Origin of the sequence: Myroides sp., from assembly GCF_032073645.1 — a bacterium.
In the GTDB taxonomy this organism is placed as follows: domain Bacteria; phylum Bacteroidota; class Bacteroidia; order Flavobacteriales; family Flavobacteriaceae; genus Flavobacterium; species Flavobacterium odoratimimum.
Genome location: NZ_DAMANB010000012.1, coordinates 12908 through 33163, shown reverse-complemented (window position 1 = coordinate 33163; position 20256 = coordinate 12908). Strand labels below are relative to the sequence as shown.

The following is a 20256-nucleotide window of genomic DNA, read 5'->3' as shown; positions in this document are numbered from 1 at the left end:
ATGATACAAATACGTCCTGCTAGATTAGAAGATATACCTCAATTACAATTGCTTTATCAAAAGCAGTTTGTAGTAATGCAAGAATATCAACCTGATTACTTTAAAGCTGACCTACCTGCTATTGAATTCTTAGAAGAAACCATACAATCGGATGAATGGGACTTCTTAGTCGCTGTAGATAATGAACAACTAATTGGTATGGTTGCCTTGTTTATAGAGCATACTTTACCTTATGAATGCTTTGTGCAACATAGATACCTCAACTTTGCTGATATCTATGTAGAGCCTGAGTATCGTAGCTCAGGAATTGGGAAGCAATTAATTGATGCTGTTAAACTATGGGCAAAAGATAAACAAGTAGACTACATAGAGCTTCTTGTAGTAGAACAAAACAAACGTGCTTATGAGTTATATCTCAAAGAACATTTCGAGCCTGTTCATACTGTAATGAGGTATAAGATATAATAAGAAACGCCCTTGCAATGATTTGCAAGGGCGTTTCTTATTACTCTTTTAGAGCTTTAACAATGCCAAAACTCAAAAAAAAAGCTATCAATAGCAATACACAAATTAAAGCCAGCACTACTGCAAACGCTAAAGTATAATCTATAGTTTGAGCAATGCCAAAAAACACACTTCCAATAGCAGCTACTCCAAATGCTGAACCTATCTGCAAACCACAATTGACAACTCCTGAAGCTAATCCTGCAAACTGAACAGGTATATTACTTAAGCTTAATCGAACTACAGATGCTAATGTCAATCCCATACCACATCCAATTACAAATAAATCAACCTTAAACAAAAAGGGCTCAAAACTATACAAAGTATATAGTAATAATAAGAAACCTATTCCATACACAACTAATCCTAAAGAAAGAATAGTCTGCTTAAAATACTTACTTATTAAAGAAGAGCTCAACGACATTATAATAAAACCTATGCCGAAAGGAATAATAGCCTTACCTGCCTCCATACTTGTCCAGTGTAATTCTTCTTGTAAATAAATACCTAATACTAAATAAAACACTCCACTTGCATAGTATAGAAAGCTTGTAATTACTCCTAGTTTTAAATTCTTAAACTTAAAGATAGCAAAGTCTACTAAAATGCTCTTTTCTTCTTGTTTACGCTTATACTGAACCTTGACAAACAAATACAAAAATACTACTGAAGCAACTAAGAATACTATAGTCTGTATATCTATTCCCCTCTCCACTATAGTAGTCAAAGGATAGATAAAGCTCATTAATCCTAAACTTAACAAAGCAGTCCCTCCATAATCGACTTTCTCTATTGACTTAAACTCTTGTTTAGGCAAGGCTATAATTGCCATGACCAACGCAAATAGCCCCACAGGCAGATTAACTAAGAATATCACACGCCATCCTAAGTTAAACACATTCCACTCTATCAATACTGCCCCAAGATATTGTCCTAATGCAGCGGCTATCCCAAAAGTAAAACTATACAAAGCCATTACTAAACGCTTTTCTCTTTCATCAAAAAGCGTATGAAGAATAGCTAAAACTTGTGGTATCATTATAGCTCCAGACACTCCTTGTAATACTCTACCAATAATCATCATCACAGGTGACTGAGAGAGGCCACAGAGTACAGAAGAACTAATAAAACCTATTAACCCAATAATGAATATTCTCTTGCGCCCATAGATATCTCCAAATCTCCCACCTGATATCTGAAACACAGCATAAGCACAAGTATAGAAAGATACAATCATCTGCAATTCACTACTACTCGATTGAAGAGAGTGTTGTATAGAAGGCAATGCTAAATTGACAATATAAAAATCTAAAGGTGAAAGTATAGTGGCTACTAATAATATAAATAGTATAAACCATTTGTCTTTAAAAATCATAAAACACATTTTAAAAACTTAGTCTAAGATCTACCTCAACTAAGCTATTATTACCTTACAAAATTCTTAAAGAATTATACTTACTTGATAACGCTATAAGGTCACAAAACAACGTGAGAAGAAGTATCATAACTAACTACAAATCATTTCACTAACAACTTATTTAAAACCAATATAAAAACTTATTTTTGCAGATGATAAGAAACATAAGCTATGTTACAAGGAAATAATCAGGGAAACCTAATCGTAGATAATCATCATATAGTAGGAGCTACATATACTATGGATATTACAGTAATCCATACTGCTATAGCGAGTATTAAACACGGAGTATACACTGCCGAAGAAGACTTCTATCACACTGTACTTCCTACTAAAGAATCTATTCTTACATGTAGCTGTATACAAGGAAGTAGCTTAACCTTAAACCATGACAACCTCAACATTCATGAGCAAGGGGCTCTATTGTTTAAAGAAAAAGCTGTTCCTTATGAACACATTATGAAAACAGCAAAAGACAAAAGAGGAGAATTCTTAGAAATAGCAGTAAACAAAACCTTTGTCACCAACTTATTTGAAGAAGAAAAAGAATACTTAGAAGAGCTATTAGGTAGCCAATCTTCTAAACTCATCTTTGACTTAAATCTTAATACATTACAAGTATTACAACAGCTTATCTCTAATCCATATCAAGGAAAACTTGCAGAACACTATATCAATAATAAAGTAGAGGAAGCTCATTTATTACAATACCACAATTGGAGTTATAATAGACCCCATAAAGAATTAAGCCTTCACCGAAAAGATGAACAGGCACTACACGAAATCAAATCGTATATCACAGATAATTATAACAAAGACTTCACAATACAAGAGTTAGCGTTGAGAGTAGGTATTAACCAAACCAAACTAAAGAAAGGCTTTAAAACACTCTTCGGAACGACTACGTTTAAGTATATCCATGACCTGCGCATGCAGAAAGCTTTAGAAATGATAAAAAGTAGAGAGTATAATATCTACGAGATAGCAGAGTATGTAGGTTATAAACACAGTCACCACTTCTCCACAGCATTTAAGAAATACTATGGTCAGCTACCTACTAAGATAAAAACATAACCTATGCTACCAACTCCTTTCATATAAAAATATCATATGTCCTAGTCAGTCTAATGATAAACCTATATTTTAGTCACTTAATACTACAACCCATGATAAGAAAAGCACACTTAGACGACATCCCTGCGATACATAAACTATACAGCACTCTCTTTGACGGAATGGCAGCATTAGAGCCTGCCTATATGAAGGTAGCACAGCAAGACACTGCTTTTATAGAAAGTGTTATCAAAGGAGAAAATGATTTTATTATTTTTGTAGCAGAAGACGATAAGGAAGTTCAAGGTTTTGCTATAGCACAGTTACAGAGTGCACCACCCTATAGCTGCTTTGTACAGCAACGTTTAGTTTACCTAATGGATTTAGTTGTTAACCCTGATAGTCGCGGAAAAGGCTATGGAAAGAAGCTAATCCAAACTGTCAAAGAATGGGGAGTTCAAAATAAGGTAGACTACTTCGAATTAAGTGTTCTATCTCAAAATAATAAAGCAATAGACCTATACCTAAGAGAAGGGTTCGAGACCTTTAATATCTCTATGCGTATGCGCCTTGACGACAAAGCATAAAACAAATGAATCAAACTGACTATGCAATAGGTATCACCGTACCAATAGAAGCAGATTATGTATTATCACCTACTGTACTGTATGATGACGAACTTACAGGTATCTACTTTAACACAGAAGATGAGCAGTACGGCCGTATCACATTTAATAATCTAGATGCGATACGAGTATGTCGTGGAGAATATCTTCCCTATCCAGATGACTGGACAGAAGATAAGGAAGTGCCTTGGGTCTATGAAGTACAGCATTCAAAATGGCAGATGGAACGATATAGGTATGAAAAAAGTCATTATGGAAGAGCTTATGAATTCGGTGGTGATGTAGAAGATATGTGTACAGATTTTAAGCATTATATCTTTAAGTTTCATGACCAATTTGTTGAAGTTATCGCAAGAGGTTTTTGGTGGGAAAAAGACACTAAATCTTTAATGAACCAACCTCTACAAGTAGGTCATCCTTTCTTAAACTTACCAACTGAAGAAGCAACTTTACATCAAGCCCATGGGTTAACTACTCAGATTACTAAAAATACACTGCCTATTGAGGTGCTAATAGAACAAGCTAAGTATTGCTCTCAAAAGTTATATCAATTTTCATTAGTATTAGAAGGGAGTACTAGTGTGGACAACACCGTATCTATAGTGAATAAAGAAGGAAAAATACAGAGTGAACTAAGAGGATACTTTGGCGGAAAGACTAAGGCTTTTGATGGCATCCCTACTTTAGAAGAAGTCCTTCCGTATATAGAATAGTACATGTCAGAAGTAGCAGAAAGAAGAAGAGCAATGGGAAAATAGATTCTATTTTCATTATATTGCTCTCAAGAACTTCTAATCGTTATTTAGCCACTTTCAGATTAATGACTCATAAGATATTTCAGATTACCTAATTATCCTAAACTACTCTAGTTTTCTAGCTGAATGGTATTAGATTGATTTGGTATAAGTCCGTACTGTGTCCGTTATGAGTCCGTAGTGAGTCCGTTATTTTGACTAAAATAACGGACTCACTACAGATTCATGTCTTAATTACTACTTACTCATTTCGAATGAGATTAAACCTATACATTAAGGACAGTAAAAGAGATTTACTAGATTATTCTTAAGAATTACACAATATCATATATAATATATCTCTTTCATAAACATACAGTTTATCATTTCACCTTTATCAGTCAGTATTTTACTATCATTTACTCTATTATTTAGCCCTCTTAATCTTATATAAATCCAAATATACTATCTAATCAATTGACAACAAACAAGGTGTAACAAATAAAACTAAATAATAAATCTCTATTTTTTTAACAAATCATAGTCCTCCTATAACTGTTTTTTCACTATATTTAATGAACACTATTTTAGATATAAAAGTTGCGAATTATATATGACAGAGGAAGAAATTGAATTAGAAAACAAAGCAATTGCTAAAGAATACAAAGAGCTTTTAAAAATAAGTTATCAGACCTTATCTGAGGATGATAAAAAACTAATCCGTAAAGCATTTGATGTAGCGGTTGAAGCTCATAAAGACCAAAGAAGAAAATCTGGAGAAGCTTATATTTTCCACCCAATTGCTGTGGCCAAAATTGTCGCTTCAGAAATCGGTTTGGGTCCTACTTCTATTGCAGCTGCTTTAATGCATGATGTAGTAGAAGACACAGATATTACGGTAGAGCAAATAGAAGAATGGTTTAATCCTAAAATTGCCAAAATTGTTGAAGGATTGACAAAGATGGCGCTGTTAGAACCAGATCCTCATATCTCAATGCAAGCGGAAAACTACCGCAAAATGCTATTGACACTAAATGATGATGTCCGCGTAATCTTAATTAAGATAGCTGACCGACTGCACAATATGCAGACGATGGAAAGCATGGTAGATTATAAACAGGCCAAAATAGCGTCTGAAACTTTATATATCTATGCCCCTTTAGCCCATAGACTAGGATTATTTAACATCAAGACTAAACTAGAAGACTTAGGTCTAAAATATACAGAACCTCGCATCTATCAAGACATCGTCAATAGAATGCAAGAAAGTAAAGAGGAACAAGATCAATACATAAAGACTGTAAGTGAGATATTAAAAAAATCATTAGACGAAGAGCAAGTAGAATATTCAATGAAAGGTAGACCGAAATCTATCTACTCTATCCGTCGTAAAATGAAGGCTCAGAACGTAACCTTTGATGAGGTTTACGATAAATTTGCCTTGCGTATTATCTATAAGTCTACTCCACATGATGAGAAATTTATCGCATGGAAGATTTATTCTATTGTGACAGATCACTTCCGCCCTAGCCCGAATAGACTTAGAGACTGGATATCAGCGCCTAAATCTACTGGATATGAAGCATTACACATCACAGTGATGGGACCTAAGGGAAGATGGATAGAGATACAGATACGTAGTGAGCGTATGGACGAAATAGCTGAGAAAGGGTATGCTGCTCACTATAAATATAAACAAGGTATCACAGAAGAAAACAGCTTAGACAGATGGCTTAATCAACTGAAAGAAGCATTAGAAAATGCGGAAACAGATGCTGTAGATTTTGTAGAAGACTTTAAGCTGAGTTTATATGCTAAAGAGATTTACATCTTTACTCCAAAAGGAGAGATTAAATCTCTACCTAAAGGAGCTACAGCCCTTGACTTTGCCTTTGCGATACACTCAGAGGTAGGCTTGCGTACTAGAGGAACTCGTGTTAACGGTAGACTAGTACCACTGAATCACGTGCTTGCTAGTGGTGATCAAGTAGAAGTAATCACATCAGAAAACAAAAAACCTAGCGTAAGTTGGCTAGATTATGTGACTACGACTCGTGCTAAAAACAAGATTAAGAGTTCTTTAAATGAAGATACGAAGCGCATAGCTGAAGATGGTAAAGAACAACTACAGCGCAAGCTAAAACACCTAAAGGTAAATCTAGACGAAAAAACGGTCAATGAAATGGTAGCTTATTTTAAGCTAAAAACAAGTCAAGATTTATTCTATAGAATTGGAGCTGGTGTCATTGATAACGTTCAATTAAAAGAATACGCTGCCAATAGAAACAACTCTTTATTTAGCTTCTTTAAAAAGACAATAAAAAGAGCGCCTTCTATCCCAGTTATCACAGATACAGCTGCTAATAAAACAGGTGATTTACTTGTATTCGGTAAAGACAATGAGAAGTTAGATTACAAGCTAGCTACTTGTTGTAACCCTATACCAGGTGATGATGCATTCGGATTCGTAACGATAAATGAAGGAATAAAAGTACATAAGACTGACTGTCCTAACGCGATCAGTATGCGATCTAATTATGCTTATAGAATCATCCAGGCACATTGGGTAGATTCTAAGGAAGCGATGAACTTCGAAGCGACTATTAACATTACAGGTCTTGATTCTGCTGGTCTAACTACTGAGATTACGAAGATTATCATAGAAAGTAAAGTCATCAATATTCGCAGTATCTCATTAAGTGAAAATGCTGGAATATTTAAAGGATCTATCACAGTGATCGTTCCAAACAATGATGTACTGAAAAAAATGATGGGTAATCTTAAGAAAATCGAGGGAATAGAAAAAGTAACACGTGTAAATCCATCATAAAATAATTATAATTTATTCGCATATAGACTAACCTTATTTGATTTATTATAATTCAAACGAAAATAGCTCTATATTTGCAACTAAGATATTTTTGAATATGGGAAGTGAAAAAAATCAAGAAATCGTAAAAAATGTGTTCACGAAGTTTTTAGAAGAAAGAGGACATCGTAAAACACCTGAGAGATATGCTATTCTTCAAGAAATATATGATAGCGAAGAGCACTTTGATATAGAGTCTCTTTATATCAAAATGAAGAATAAAAATTATCGTGTAAGTAGAGCTACGCTTTACAATACTATTGAAATTCTTTTAGAATGTGGGCTTGTAAGAAGACACCAATTTGGTCAAAACCAAGCACATTACGAGAAGTCATATTTCGATAAACAGCATGATCACATTATCTTAACCGATACAGGAGAAGTAATCGAGTTTTGTGATCCTCGTATACAGACTATTAAAAAGACAATTGAAGAAATCTTTAATATAGACATCCACAATCATTTTCTATACTTCTACGGAAGTAGAAAAACAGTAGAAGAGGAAGAACAAGTGGAAAACAACAACTAATTTTCAAACTTTTTAACAACACAAACAATGACAGTAGACTTACTACTAGGCTTGCAATGGGGCGATGAAGGAAAAGGTAAAATCGTAGATGTACTAACTTCTAAATATGACATCATTGCTCGTTTTCAAGGAGGACCAAACGCGGGACACACTTTAGAATTTGATGGGATTAAACATGTATTACGCACTATCCCTTCTGGAATTTTCCATAAAAATTCTATTAACATCATTGGAAATGGTGTAGTGATTGACCCAGTAGTTTTCATCAAAGAGATTGAGGGATTAGAGAAGTTCAACATCGACATTTACACAAGATTATTAATTTCTAGAAAAGCTCACTTAATCTTACCTACTCACCGCTTACTTGATGCAGCTTCTGAAGCAGCAAAAGGAAAAGCTAAAATCGGTTCTACATTAAAAGGTATTGGCCCAACTTATATGGACAAAACAGGTAGAAATGGATTAAGAGTTGGAGACATCGAACTTGCTGACTTTAAAGAGCGTTACCGCAACTTAGCAGATAAGCATGAGGCAATGATTAAGTTTCACGATGTAGAATTGCAATACAACTTAGCTGAATTAGAAGAAGAGTTCTTCGCAGCAGTAGAGCAATTAAAGAAATTAACGTTCATCGATAGTGAAAACTATATCCATACAGCTCTAAGAGAAGGTAAATCAGTCCTAGCAGAAGGTGCACAAGGATCACTGTTAGACGTTGACTTTGGAACATATCCATTCGTTACATCATCTACTACTACGGCAGCAGGTGCATGTACAGGATTAGGAGTAGCTCCAAATAAAGTTAAAAATGTATTTGGTATTTTTAAAGCTTATACTACACGTGTTGGTAGTGGACCATTCCCTACAGAATTAGATAACGAAATCGGTGCTACTATGGCTACTGTAGGTCGTGAGTTCGGTTCTGTTACAGGACGTGCTAGACGTTGTGGATGGTTAGACCTTGTAGCTTTAAAATACGCAGTAGACGTGAATGGAGTTACAGAATTATACATGATGAAAGCTGACGTATTATCAGGTTTTGAATCATTACAAGTATGTACTAAATACTCGTATAAAGGAGAAGAGATTACTCACTTACCTTACAATATCGAGCCAGAAAACGTTGAACCAATTTATGTTGAGAAAAAAGGTTGGAAAGCTGACTTAACAGGATTGACAGAGTATGATCAATTACCAGTGGAACTAAAAGAGTACATCAAATTCATCGAAGATGAAGTAGGTGTACCTGTAAAAATAGTTTCTGTAGGTCCAGATAGAACACAGACTATCGTAAAATAAAATACTTAAAAAACACTTCTTAGGAAGTGTTTTTTTTTGCCCTTCTACTACCCTGTTTATAAATTCTTCTTAACTAAAATCTTTGTACGCATTTTTTACTTAAATTTGAAAAAAATATAGTGACTTGAGAACAATACCGTATTATTTACTTTTTATACTATTCGCATTACTAGGTTTTAGTCAAAACAAAAAAAAAATCATCATACATCACGCAGACTACTCTGATATCAATCATGAAGTACTGCCAGATGCCGTAATCTTAACAGGAAATATCTCTGCTGAGCATGACGGTATGAATATGACATGTAATAAAGCGTACTTCTTCGAAAAAGAAAACTACCTAAAGCTTTTTGGGAATGTACACATTGTACAAGGTGATACCCTAACGATGAATAGCCATTATGCTGAATATAATGGAATCAATGGTTTTGCTTATGCACAAGGTGATGTACTACTTACTTCTCCAGACTCTACCTTAGAGACCGATACTTTAAAGTATGATCGTTTTAAAGATCTTGTATTCTATGATAGTCATGCCACTATTCACAACAAGGGTAGCGTATTAGAAAGTGAAAAAGGACGTTACTACACTACTGAAAAGAAATTCCAATTCTTCACAGCTGTAAAAGTAACTTCAGATAAAGGAACAGTGATCAAGTCTAATCACTTAGATTTTTATGAAGTACCACAACACTCGTATGTATTTGGCCCTTCAACAATAACTAACAAAGAAGATTATATCTATACAGAAAATGGTTTTTACGATGTAAAAAACGATTTAGGTAAGATGGTAAAAAACTCTTTTATCTGGTATGATAAAAGAAAAATAGAAGGAGACTCTATCTATTACTCTAAACTAAAAGATTTTGCTTCTGCAACGAATAACGTTAGAATAACAGATACAATCAACAAAAGTAAAATAACAGGACACTACGCAGAGTTATACAAAGCTCAAGACTCGATGTTCGTGACTAAAAAAGCTTTAGTTAGTATGAAGTCACAAGAGGGAGATTCTGTATATATGCATGCTCCACGTATCTTACTGACTGGAAAAGACAAAGAGCGTGTAATACGTGCCTTTAACGATGCTCGTATACTACGTGATAGTATGAGTGGTAAAGCTGACTCTATTCACTGGAGTGAAAAAGTTGGGTTAACACAGATGATAGGTAAACCTGTTATCTGGAATGGAGATAGCCAGGTCACAGGTCGTTTTATTCACCTACTAAGTAATGCAGAGACACAGAAGATGGACTCTCTAAAAGTATTAGAAAATGCCTTCGTGATTCAAAAAGATACTATCGGAGATGGTTATAATCAATTAAAAGGTGTTAACTTATATGGTAAGTTTAAAGAGAATAAATTAGATGAGTTAGACCTGATTAAAAATGCTGAACTTATCTACTATATGTACAATGATAAGAATGAATTAGTAGGTATAGATAAAGGGATTTGCAGTCATATCAATGTTACTTTCCTAGAAGGTAAGATTAATACGGCTACGAAGTACGTAGATCCTAAAGGTGATCTCTACCCTGAAAAGCTACTACCTAAGAATGCTCGTCTATTAAGAGATTTCTTATACAGAGGGGATGAAAAAATAAATTCATTAGAAGATATATTCACTGATGAAGAAATAAATAAAGAAAAAAAGGGAGAACAAGCGAGAGAAGACATGAAAGAAGGGTTCAACAAACCAATTGATATACTCCCTGAAACTATAAAAGCTACTCCTGGTCTATCTAAAAAGCTAGAAGAGGACAGCAAAAAACAAGAGAATAAAGCGTCTAAAAAAGACAAAAAGTAAAGTAATGAAAGAAGATTTTTATAAATACCAAGCACAGACTTCACCTAATCCTCTAGCAATGGAGATTTCTCATGCTAAAGGATCTTATATATATGACAAGAATAACAAAGCGTATTTAGACTTCGTAGCAGGTGTATCTGCATGTACATTAGGACATCAACACGAAAGAGTAAATAACGCGATTAAGGATCAATTAGATAAGTATTCGCATGTAATGGTATATGGTGAATATATCCAAGACCCATCTGTAGAATTCTGTAAACTGCTAGCAGAGAATATCCCTGCTCCGCTAAATAAAACCTATTTAGTAAACTCAGGTACGGAAGCTACTGAAGGTGCTTTAAAATTAGCAAAAAGAGTAACGGGAAGAAGTCAACTAATCTCTTGCTTTAACGCTTATCATGGTAACACTATGGGATCTATGAGTGTTATGGGATTTGAGGAAAGAAAGCGTGCTTTTAGACCATTACTTCCAGATGTAGACTTCATTCACTTTAACTGTGTAGAAGACTTACAAAAGATAACAACTAAAACAGCTGGTATCATCTTAGAGACTATACAAGGAGGTGCTGGATTTGTAGAGCCTTTTGACGGATTCTTAACTAAAGTACGTGAAAGATGTACTGAAGTAGGTGCGTTAATGATCGTAGATGAAATCCAACCAGGTTTCGGTAGAACAGGTAAACTGTTTGGGTTCCAAAACTATGATGTAGTTCCTGACGTAATCGTTATGGGAAAAGGTATGGCTAGTGGGATGCCTGTAGGTGCATTCACTGCTAGTGACGAACACATGAATCTGTTATATGACAACCCTAGATTTGGTCATATCACTACTTTTGGTGGGCACCCTGTTATCGCAGCAGCGAGTTTAGCTACTTTAAGAGAATTAGTAGAAACTGACCTTATGGCTCAGACACTAGAAAAAGAAAAGTTGTTTAGAGAGCTATTAGTTCACCCTCTTATTGAAGAAATCAGAGGTCGTGGTTTAATGATCGCTCCTATGACACCTAGTGCTGATATCACCAATAGAGTGATCATGAAGTGTCAAGACAAAGGATTAATATTATTCTGGTTACTATTTGAAGGAAAAGCGATAAGAATCACTCCTCCCCTTACAGTATCAGAAACAGAAATAAAAGAAGGATGTGCTATCATCATTGAAGCGCTAAATGAAGTACAAAAAGAATTAGGATTATAATATTCTAAATAATCAACTTAAATACAAATATGCATTTAGATAACGAAGAAGAAGAATACAAATTATCTCTATCTCGTTTTGAGTCTATGTTAAAGACCAATAAGGTTTTGTTTTTTGATTCAGAAGAGTTTGAGAATATCATTCTACACTATCTCGATTCTGGAAAGCTAAACCTAGCGAAAAAAGCACTAAAACTGGGACTAGAACAACATCCTAACTCTATTGGGTTAAAACTGGTAGAAGTAGAATTATTAGTATTCCAAAACAAATTAGAAGCTGCTGACCGCTTATTAAACGAAATAGAGAGTATCGATCCGGAGAATGAAGAAGTTTTCATTCAACGCGCTACTGTATACTCTAAAAAAGGAAGACATGAAGAGGCTATTGTATCTCTACAAAAAGCATTGACTCTGACAGAGGATCTAGCAGATGTCTACTCTTTATTAGGAATGGAATATCTATTATTAGATAAAATAGATCAAGCAAAAGATAACTTTATCCTATGTCTAGAACATGATGAAGAGGATCAGTCTGCTTTATATAATGTTATATACTGTTTTGACTTCCTTAGTGAGAATGAGGAAGCTATATCGTACTTAACTAAATTTATTGATAAGAATCCATATAGTGAGATTGCTTGGCACCAATTAGGAAGACAATACTTCACTGTTAAGAATTATGAGAAGGCAGAGTGGGCTTTTGATTATGCTACCCTGATAGATGAAGAGTTTATCGGAGCTTATATCGAAAAGGGAAAAACGCAAGAAAAGCTAAATAAGTATAAAGAAGCTATTGAAAACTACATGACTACACTAGAATTAGACGATCCTAATTCTTATGTACTTATGCGTATAGGTAGTTGTCATGAGAGTCTTAATAACTTCCCGCAAGCTTATCAGTATTACAAAAGAGCGGTACATGAAGATCCTATGCTAGACAAAGGTTGGATAGCATTGACTGATTTATGTATCATAGAAACTAATTACGAAAAAGCATTATTCTATCTACAAAAAGCATTACAAATTGATGAATTCAATGAAAAATACTGGATAAGACATGCTATTCTAAATAAAACATTGTTTAACTTTGAAGAAGCTGAACGAGGTTATAAGGTAGCTGCAGAGCTTGGAACTGATATTGTAGAGCATTGGACTGGTTGGGCAGATGTATTATATCTTCTAGGAGATTTTGACACTGCTATACAGAAGCTTTTACAAATAGCTAACTTCCATCCTAATGATGCTGAGATAGATTATAGACTAGCTGTTATACACTTTACCCTACATGATATAGATAAAGGTACAGAATGTCTAACTAATGGTCTAAACAAGAACTTTGAAAAGAGAACAATTATAGAGACATACTTCCCTAATCAATGGGAGAATCCTATAGTACAAAGTATTATCAAAAATCACAATAAACAATAAAGCTATTCTTCTGAATAGCTTTTTTTATAAGAACTCAATATGACTAAACGCTACGGATTAATAGGTAAAAACATAGATTATTCTTTCTCACGTACCTACTTTGCAGAAAAGTTTGAGAAATTAAAAGATAGAAAAAGTATCTATGTAAACTTTGATTTACAAAACATAAATGAGTTTTCTAAAATACTAGAAGACCACAAGGATATTAAAGGGTTAAATGTAACTATTCCTTATAAACAATCTATTATCCCATATCTAGACTCACTTTCTAAAAAAGCGATAGCTATAGGAGCAGTTAACACGATTCAAATTAATAAAAAAGGCCAATTAAAAGGTTATAATACGGATTGGTATGGATTTTACCATTCTCTAAAACCAATGCTTAAATTTCATCATAAGCGCGCCTTAATACTTGGTACTGGAGGAGCTAGCAAGGCAATAGAATATGCTCTTAAGAAATTAGGCATAAAATACACTTTCGTAAGCAGAACAAAAGAAGAATATAATCTAACTTATAGCGAACTGACTGCAGAAGTAATGAATCATTATACCATTATAATCAATACTACACCTGTTGGGACTTTTCCTAATATTGATCAGATGCCTGAAGTCCCTGTACACTTGCTATCAAAGAGACATATAGTATACGATCTTATCTATAATCCTGAAGAAACAACCTTAATGAAAGAAGCAAAAGTGTATGGTGCAAAAGTAAAGAACGGCTATGAAATGCTAGTACTTCAAGCAGAAAAAGCATATAAGATTTGGAATAAGCCATTCAGTGGAGATTAATACTAAATAATTGATATAAATAGTTCTAGCAAAAGAAAATTGCGATTTATTCAATATTTTTTCCTAAATTTGAGAGAGCACGTTTATTTATTGTGCTTTACTACATATTGTTTAAATAAATACTTTTTCAAACATGTTAGAACAAAAGAATGATAACCTGCATGAGCTAGCAGATGGACAAAAACCGGAATCAAATTCAAATGCGGTTGTCCCAACTGATAAAGAAAAAGCTCTTGATTCTATTACAGCTTCAAATGCTGAAGAAGGTGAAGATTTAGCTTCTTATGAAGAAAGCAATATCCCTACTGTTAACTATGAAAAACTAGACTTAGAGAAGCTAACTAAGGAACTTCATAAGCTAATCAAGAATTACAAGGTAACAGCTATTAAAGATCACGTAGAAGACATCAAAAAAGAATTCTATACTAAGTATAATGATCTTGTGGACGAGAAGAAAGAAGCTTTCTTTGATGAGAATCCTGATGCGAATGAGTCAGATTTTCAATACATCCTTCCTATTAAAACTGATTTTGACAAATACTATGATGAGTATAGAGTAGCTAAAAATGCATACTTTAAACAACTTCAGAATAATCTTAATGTAAATCTAGAAAAACGTTTATCTATTATAGAAAAATTAAAACAATTAATAGAAAACGAGCATAACGGTGATGCATTAAAACAATTAGGAGAACTTAGAGAAGAATGGAAGACTGCGGGACCTATCCCAAAGGACAAATACAATCACGTATGGAATAACTACCACTTCCATGTAGAGAGATTCTACGATCAGTTACACCTAGATAGAGAATCAAGAGATCTTGACTTTAAATATAACTTAGAACAGAAACAAAAGCTAATCGCAAGAGCAGAAGAGCTATTAGAGAATGATGACATTATTAAGTCATTTAGAGAGCTACAGACCCTACACAGAATCTGGAAAGAAGAGATTGGCCCTGTAGATCGAGATATAAGAGAACAAATCTGGGATCAGTTCAGCGAAATCACAAAACAACTGCATGATAAGCGAGAAATATTATTCGAACAACTGAGAAGTGTCGAAAGAGAAAATCTTGCCTTAAAAGTGGCTATAATAAGCGAAATAGACATTCTTTCTAAACAAAAGATAACTAACCATAACCAATGGCAGAAAGAAATAGCTAAAGTAGAAGAATTAAGACAACGCTTCTTCTCTATAGGTAAAGTGCCATTAGATAATAATGAGCAAGTTTGGGATTTATTTAAACTAGCTACAAGAAACTTTAATAGTAATAAAAATGCTTATTACAAAGAACTTAAAAAAGAGCAACAAGACAACTATGCTAAAAAACTAGCATTGATAAAAAGAGCTCAAGAATTAAAGGACAGTGAAGATTTTGCAAAGGTTACTCCGATTATGAAAAAGATACAGGATGACTGGAAACTAATAGGCCATGTACCTCGCAAATACTCTGATCAACTATGGGCTGACTTTAAAGAAGCTTGTAACTCTTACTTTGATAGATACCATGCTATTAAAAATAAAGAATCAGCTGTAGAATTAGATGCTTATAATAGAAAGAAAGAATACTTAGATCTATTAAAAGGATTCCAACTATCTGGTGATCACAAGACAGATTTAGGAGAGATTAAGAATCATATCAATAACTGGAAATCTATTGGTTCTGTACCTGCTAATAAACGTTTTATAGAAGGTAAGTTCAACAAGATTCTAGATGTACTATTTGATAAACTAAGTTTAAGTAAAAGAGAAACTGAAGCTGTTAAATTTAATAATAGATTAGAATCTATATTAGAGACAAATGACAAGCGAAAGCTACAGAATGAAGCTCTATTTATTCAAAGAAAAATAGAAGAAATAAACTCTTCTATCATTCAATTAGAAAACAATCTAGCCTATATTCACAATGCTACTGATGACAATCCTTTTGTAAAAGAAGTTAAAAAGAGCATCGAAAAACAAAGAGATGATTTAAAAATCTGGGAAGATAAACTAACCCAAATTAGAAATATATAAGTACAAAAAAAGAGAAACTAATGTTTCTCTTTTTTTGTTTAATAATAAACTGAAATACTCTAAAAAAACAAAAGGTGGATTTAATAAATCCACCTTTTTATATTATAATAGAATCCTATTATTACTTGTTTGTTTTAGCTTCTAATGCTTTTAATTTATCTGTCATTTCTAATGCACGATAAATATTTTTTAAAGTACTAATAGCTGCTTCATTACCAGGATTGATAGAAATAACTTTCTCTAAGTCATTCATCGCATCTTTATAAATAGCATGTTTTTCTTTTTGGTACTGCTCATATTTCTTATTATCAGCAGCAGACATACCTAAGCTATTCATTTTATTAGTCAACTCTTGGTCTGGTTGTAACTTAAGGAAAGCCATGTTTAAATAAGCATTCTCAGACTTAGGGTTGATACGGATAGCTTCTTCATAATATTTACGGGCATCTTCAAAACGTCCAGCATCAAAACTAGTAACTCCTAAGTTGTATAATAATACATCATCATTAGGGTTTTTAGCTAAAGCTTGTTTTGCTAACTCCTCATATTTACCCATATTATTAGACTTTAAATAAAGATCCATATGAGTTAATAATAAGTTGATATCGTCTGGGTTAGCTTCTCTAGCTGCAACAATAGCTTTCTCAGCCTCTTCTGTTTTACCTTCTTGGCTATAGATTAACACTAAGTTTTTAAGAATTTCTGGTCTTTTAGAATCCTCTTTTACAAACTTAGGATCAGTATGAGTACCTTGTTTTACCATCAAGTCACGCATTTTAGAGTCTTTTCCAAAACTTTGTACTTGACCAGAGGCTTTCTCTATAGCTGTATAGTAAGACTCACTTCCATTATATCCTAAATCAACTAATTGCTTATAGTTCTCTACAGCAGTAGCATAATCTTTAGAGTTAATAGCCGTAGAAGCAGCATAGTATAAATACACTGTGTCTTTAGGGCTTAACTGATAAGCTTGAGTAAAACGTCTAGTAGCTCCTTTATAATTAGCAGAGCCATTATCTTCGATAGCTTGTCCTACAACTTTAGTTGCAACGCTTGCTATCTCTTCATCAGCTTGTTTAACGATTTTACTTCCTTTATTTGTTTCAAACTCATTCAATTTTTTGTAAGAAGCAATAATAGCATCAACGTTATTATCTACATCTACATCTTTTTGAATTTGAGAATACGCTAATGTTCCTTGTAGAGCATAATATTGTGCTTTCTCAGCGTTAGAAGCATTTCCTAATACTGCCTCAACTGCTTTTAACGCAGCAGTTGCTTCAGTTACATTTCCTTTTTTTACAGCTTTCTCAGCGTCTTTAAGCTCTTTCTTTTGAGCCATTGTCAACCCTGATAACATTAAAGCTGACAATAAGTAAACATATCTTTTATTCATAATATATTGGTATGTGTTTTATTCTAAATTATCACTCCCTTGATCATCAATATCAATGATTGTATCAACATCTCCTTCTAAGATATCTTCATCATCCTCTGCCATAACTTTACATACAGCTGCGATAGAGTCGTTTCCTTTAATATTAATTAAACGAACTCCTTGAGTTGCACGTCCCATTACGCGAAGATCAGAAACCTTCATACGAATAGTTAAACCTGATTTGTTAATAATCATTAAGTCATCTGCATCAGTAACAGAATTAATAGACACTAACAACCCTGTCTTATCAGTAATGTTCATTGTCTTAACTCCTTTACCTCCACGGTTAGTCTCACGGTATTCATCTAAAGAAGAACGCTTACCATAACCATTCTCTGATACTACAAGAATCTCACTATTTAAATCACTTACAGACACCATACCGATTACTTCATCTTTGTCATCTGCTAATGTAATACCTCTAACTCCTGAAGCAGTTCTACCCATAGGACGAGTTTTCTCTTCATCAAAACGAACTAACTTACCAGAACGAAGTGCTAATAACACCTTACTCTTACCGTCAGTTAATTTTGCTTCTAGTAATTCGTCATCCTCTTTAATCGTAATCGCATTAATACCATTTTGACGAGGTCTAGAATATTGCTCTAATGGAGTTTTCTTCACCTGACCTTGTTTTGTAGCCATGATAACGAAGTGCTCATTGATGTACTCTTCATCTTTAAGATCTTGAGTACAGATAAACGCTTTCACTTTATCATCATTCTCGATATTGATCAAGTTCTGAATAGCACGTCCTTTACTAGTCTTAGTACCTTCTGGAATTTCATAAACTCTCATCCAGAAACACTTACCTTTTTGAGTGAAGAACAACATGTACTGGTGATTAGTAGCCACATACATATGCTCTAAGAAATCTTGATCTCTTGTACCAGCAGACTTCTGTCCTACTCCTCCTCTATTCTGAGTTTTGTACTCAGTCAGTGGAGTACGTTTAATATATCCTGCATGAGAAATAGTAATTACTACTTGCTCATCAGCAATTAAATCAGTGATACTAACATCTCCTCCTGCATATTCTATAACAGAACGACGCTCATCACCATATTTTTCTTTTATCTCAGTTAATTCCTCTTTAATCAAGTTCATTCTTAGCTCTACGCTAGCTAATAACTCTCTTAAATGATTAATTAACTTCATGATCTCTTCATACTCAGCACGTAGTTTATCCTGCTCTAGTCCAGTTAACTGACGTAAACGCATTTCTACAATTGCACGAGCTTGAATCTCTGATAAGTTAAAGCGCTCTATTAATTTAGCTCTAGCCTCATCAGCATTACTAGAAGAACGAATAAGAGCAATTACTTCATCGATATTATCAGATGCAATAATTAATCCTTCTAAAATATGCGCTCTTTCTTCTGCTTTTCTTAACTCAAACTGAGTTCTACGAGTCACTACATCTAAACGGTGATCAACGAAATGAGAGATTAACTCTTTTAAATCTAATAATTGAGGTCTTCCGTTTACTAATGCGATATTATTCACACTAAAAGAAGACTGCAATTGAGTATATTTATAAAGTGTATTTAAAACAATATTTGGAACTGCGTCACGCTTTAATACGTATACAATACGCATTCCTTTTCTATCAGATTCATCGCGAATAGTAGCAATACCTTCGATCTTTTTCTCGTTAATAGCTTCAGCAGTTTTCTTAATCATTTCTGCTTTATTAACTTGGAAAGGAATCTCAGTCACTACGATAGACTCTCTACCATCTACTTCTTCAAAATTAGCTTTAGCACGCATTACTACACGTCCACGACCAGTTTTAAAAGCTTCGCGTACTCCTTCATATCCATAGATAATACCACCAGTAGGGAAATCAGGAGCTTTAATATAATTGATTAATTCATCGATTTCAATATCATTATTATCGATATAAGCTAATGTACCATCTATAACCTCTGATAAGTTATGAGGTGCCATATTCGTTGCCATACCTACCGCGATACCCGATGCCCCATTCACTAATAACGTAGGGATTCTAGTCGGCATTACTTTAGGTTCTTCTAAAGTATCATCGAAGTTTAATTGAAAATCTACAGTCTCTTTGTCAATATCAGCAAGAATCTCTTCAGATATCTTTTTCATTCTTGCCTCTGTGTAACGCATCGCTGCAGGACTATCTCCATCTACAGATCCAAAGTTACCTTGTCCGTCCACTAGTAGATAACGCATACTCCAATCCTGTGCCATACGTACCATAGCGTCGTACACTGAACTATCTCCATGTGGGTGATATTTACCTAAAACCTCTCCTACAATTCTCGCAGACTTTTTATGTGCTCTATTAGACATGATGCCTAATTCATACATTCCAAATAATACTCTTCGATGAACAGGTTTTAAGCCATCTCTAACATCAGGAAGCGCTCTAGAAACAATAACTGACATCGAGTAGTCGATATAAGCAGATTTCATTTGCTCTTCTATGTTAATAGGAATTAACTTTTCTCCTTCAGACATAAGTATATAAAATTAAAAATTGTCAAATTATTAAACGCGCTAATATACAGTTTTTA

The 20256-nt window shown here is 33.9% G+C and carries 15 protein-coding genes; 12 read left to right on the top strand and 3 right to left on the bottom strand.

Translation table 11 applies throughout. The features are described 5' to 3' along the window. A complete protein-coding gene (locus RT228_RS10245; RefSeq protein ID WP_006259435.1) occupies positions 1-465 on the top strand; it encodes a GNAT family N-acetyltransferase in 465 nt (154 codons plus the stop codon). Between the two features lie 40 nt (positions 466-505). On the opposite strand, the gene RT228_RS10240 is transcribed toward RT228_RS10245, so the two are convergent. After that, positions 506-1879: an MFS transporter gene (locus RT228_RS10240; protein ID WP_006259436.1), complete on the bottom strand. Its 1374-nt coding sequence runs from the start codon at positions 1877-1879 to the stop codon at positions 506-508. A gap of 213 nt (positions 1880-2092) precedes the next feature. Between RT228_RS10240 and RT228_RS10235 the strand changes: the two genes are divergently transcribed. The 11 genes from RT228_RS10235 to RT228_RS10185 all read left to right on the top strand — a co-directional run bounded on the left by RT228_RS10235 (position 2093) and on the right by RT228_RS10185 (position 16272). Beyond that, a complete protein-coding gene (locus tag RT228_RS10235) occupies positions 2093-2995 on the top strand; it encodes a helix-turn-helix transcriptional regulator (protein WP_006259437.1) in 903 nt (300 codons plus the stop codon). A gap of 92 nt (positions 2996-3087) precedes the next feature. Beyond that, positions 3088-3561 (top strand): GNAT family N-acetyltransferase, encoded by a 474-nt coding sequence (locus RT228_RS10230; protein WP_006259438.1) that lies wholly within the window; start codon positions 3088-3090, stop codon positions 3559-3561. Positions 3562-3566: 5 nt separating this feature from the next. Continuing rightward, positions 3567-4313, top strand: a complete 747-nt coding sequence (locus tag RT228_RS10225) for a hypothetical protein (protein WP_313138654.1) — start codon at positions 3567-3569, stop codon at positions 4311-4313. Positions 4314-4947: 634 nt separating this feature from the next. Continuing rightward, positions 4948-7164, top strand: coding sequence for a RelA/SpoT family protein (locus RT228_RS10220; protein ID WP_006259440.1), 2217 nt, complete (start codon positions 4948-4950; stop codon positions 7162-7164). Between the two features lie 97 nt (positions 7165-7261). Then, a complete protein-coding gene (locus tag RT228_RS10215; protein WP_006259441.1) occupies positions 7262-7732 on the top strand; it encodes a Fur family transcriptional regulator in 471 nt (156 codons plus the stop codon). Positions 7733-7759: 27 nt separating this feature from the next. Then, positions 7760-9031: an adenylosuccinate synthase gene (locus tag RT228_RS10210; RefSeq protein ID WP_006259442.1), complete on the top strand. Its 1272-nt coding sequence runs from the start codon at positions 7760-7762 to the stop codon at positions 9029-9031. A 124-nt stretch (positions 9032-9155) separates the two neighbouring features. Further along, positions 9156-10838, top strand: coding sequence for an OstA-like protein (locus tag RT228_RS10205; RefSeq protein ID WP_006259443.1), 1683 nt, complete (start codon positions 9156-9158; stop codon positions 10836-10838). 4 nt (positions 10839-10842) lie between these two features. Continuing rightward, positions 10843-12036, top strand: coding sequence for an aspartate aminotransferase family protein (locus tag RT228_RS10200; protein ID WP_006259444.1), 1194 nt, complete (start codon positions 10843-10845; stop codon positions 12034-12036). 29 nt (positions 12037-12065) lie between these two features. Next, positions 12066-13463: a tetratricopeptide repeat protein gene (locus RT228_RS10195; protein ID WP_006259445.1), complete on the top strand. Its 1398-nt coding sequence runs from the start codon at positions 12066-12068 to the stop codon at positions 13461-13463. A 39-nt stretch (positions 13464-13502) separates the two neighbouring features. Beyond that, positions 13503-14255, top strand: coding sequence for a shikimate dehydrogenase family protein (locus RT228_RS10190; RefSeq protein ID WP_006259446.1), 753 nt, complete (start codon positions 13503-13505; stop codon positions 14253-14255). Positions 14256-14388: 133 nt separating this feature from the next. Then, positions 14389-16272, top strand: a complete 1884-nt coding sequence (locus RT228_RS10185; RefSeq protein WP_006259447.1) for a DUF349 domain-containing protein — start codon at positions 14389-14391, stop codon at positions 16270-16272. Between the two features lie 121 nt (positions 16273-16393). Here the strand turns inward: RT228_RS10185 and RT228_RS10180 are convergent, their stop codons facing one another. Together RT228_RS10180 and gyrA are read right to left on the bottom strand one after the other, a co-directional pair. Then, complete coding sequence (locus RT228_RS10180; protein ID WP_006259448.1) at positions 16394-17668, bottom strand: tetratricopeptide repeat protein; 1275 nt, start codon at positions 17666-17668, stop codon at positions 16394-16396. Between the two features lie 18 nt (positions 17669-17686). Next, a complete protein-coding gene (gene gyrA, locus RT228_RS10175; RefSeq protein ID WP_006259449.1) occupies positions 17687-20200 on the bottom strand; it encodes a DNA gyrase subunit A in 2514 nt (837 codons plus the stop codon). Between the last annotated feature and the right edge of the window lie 56 nt (positions 20201-20256).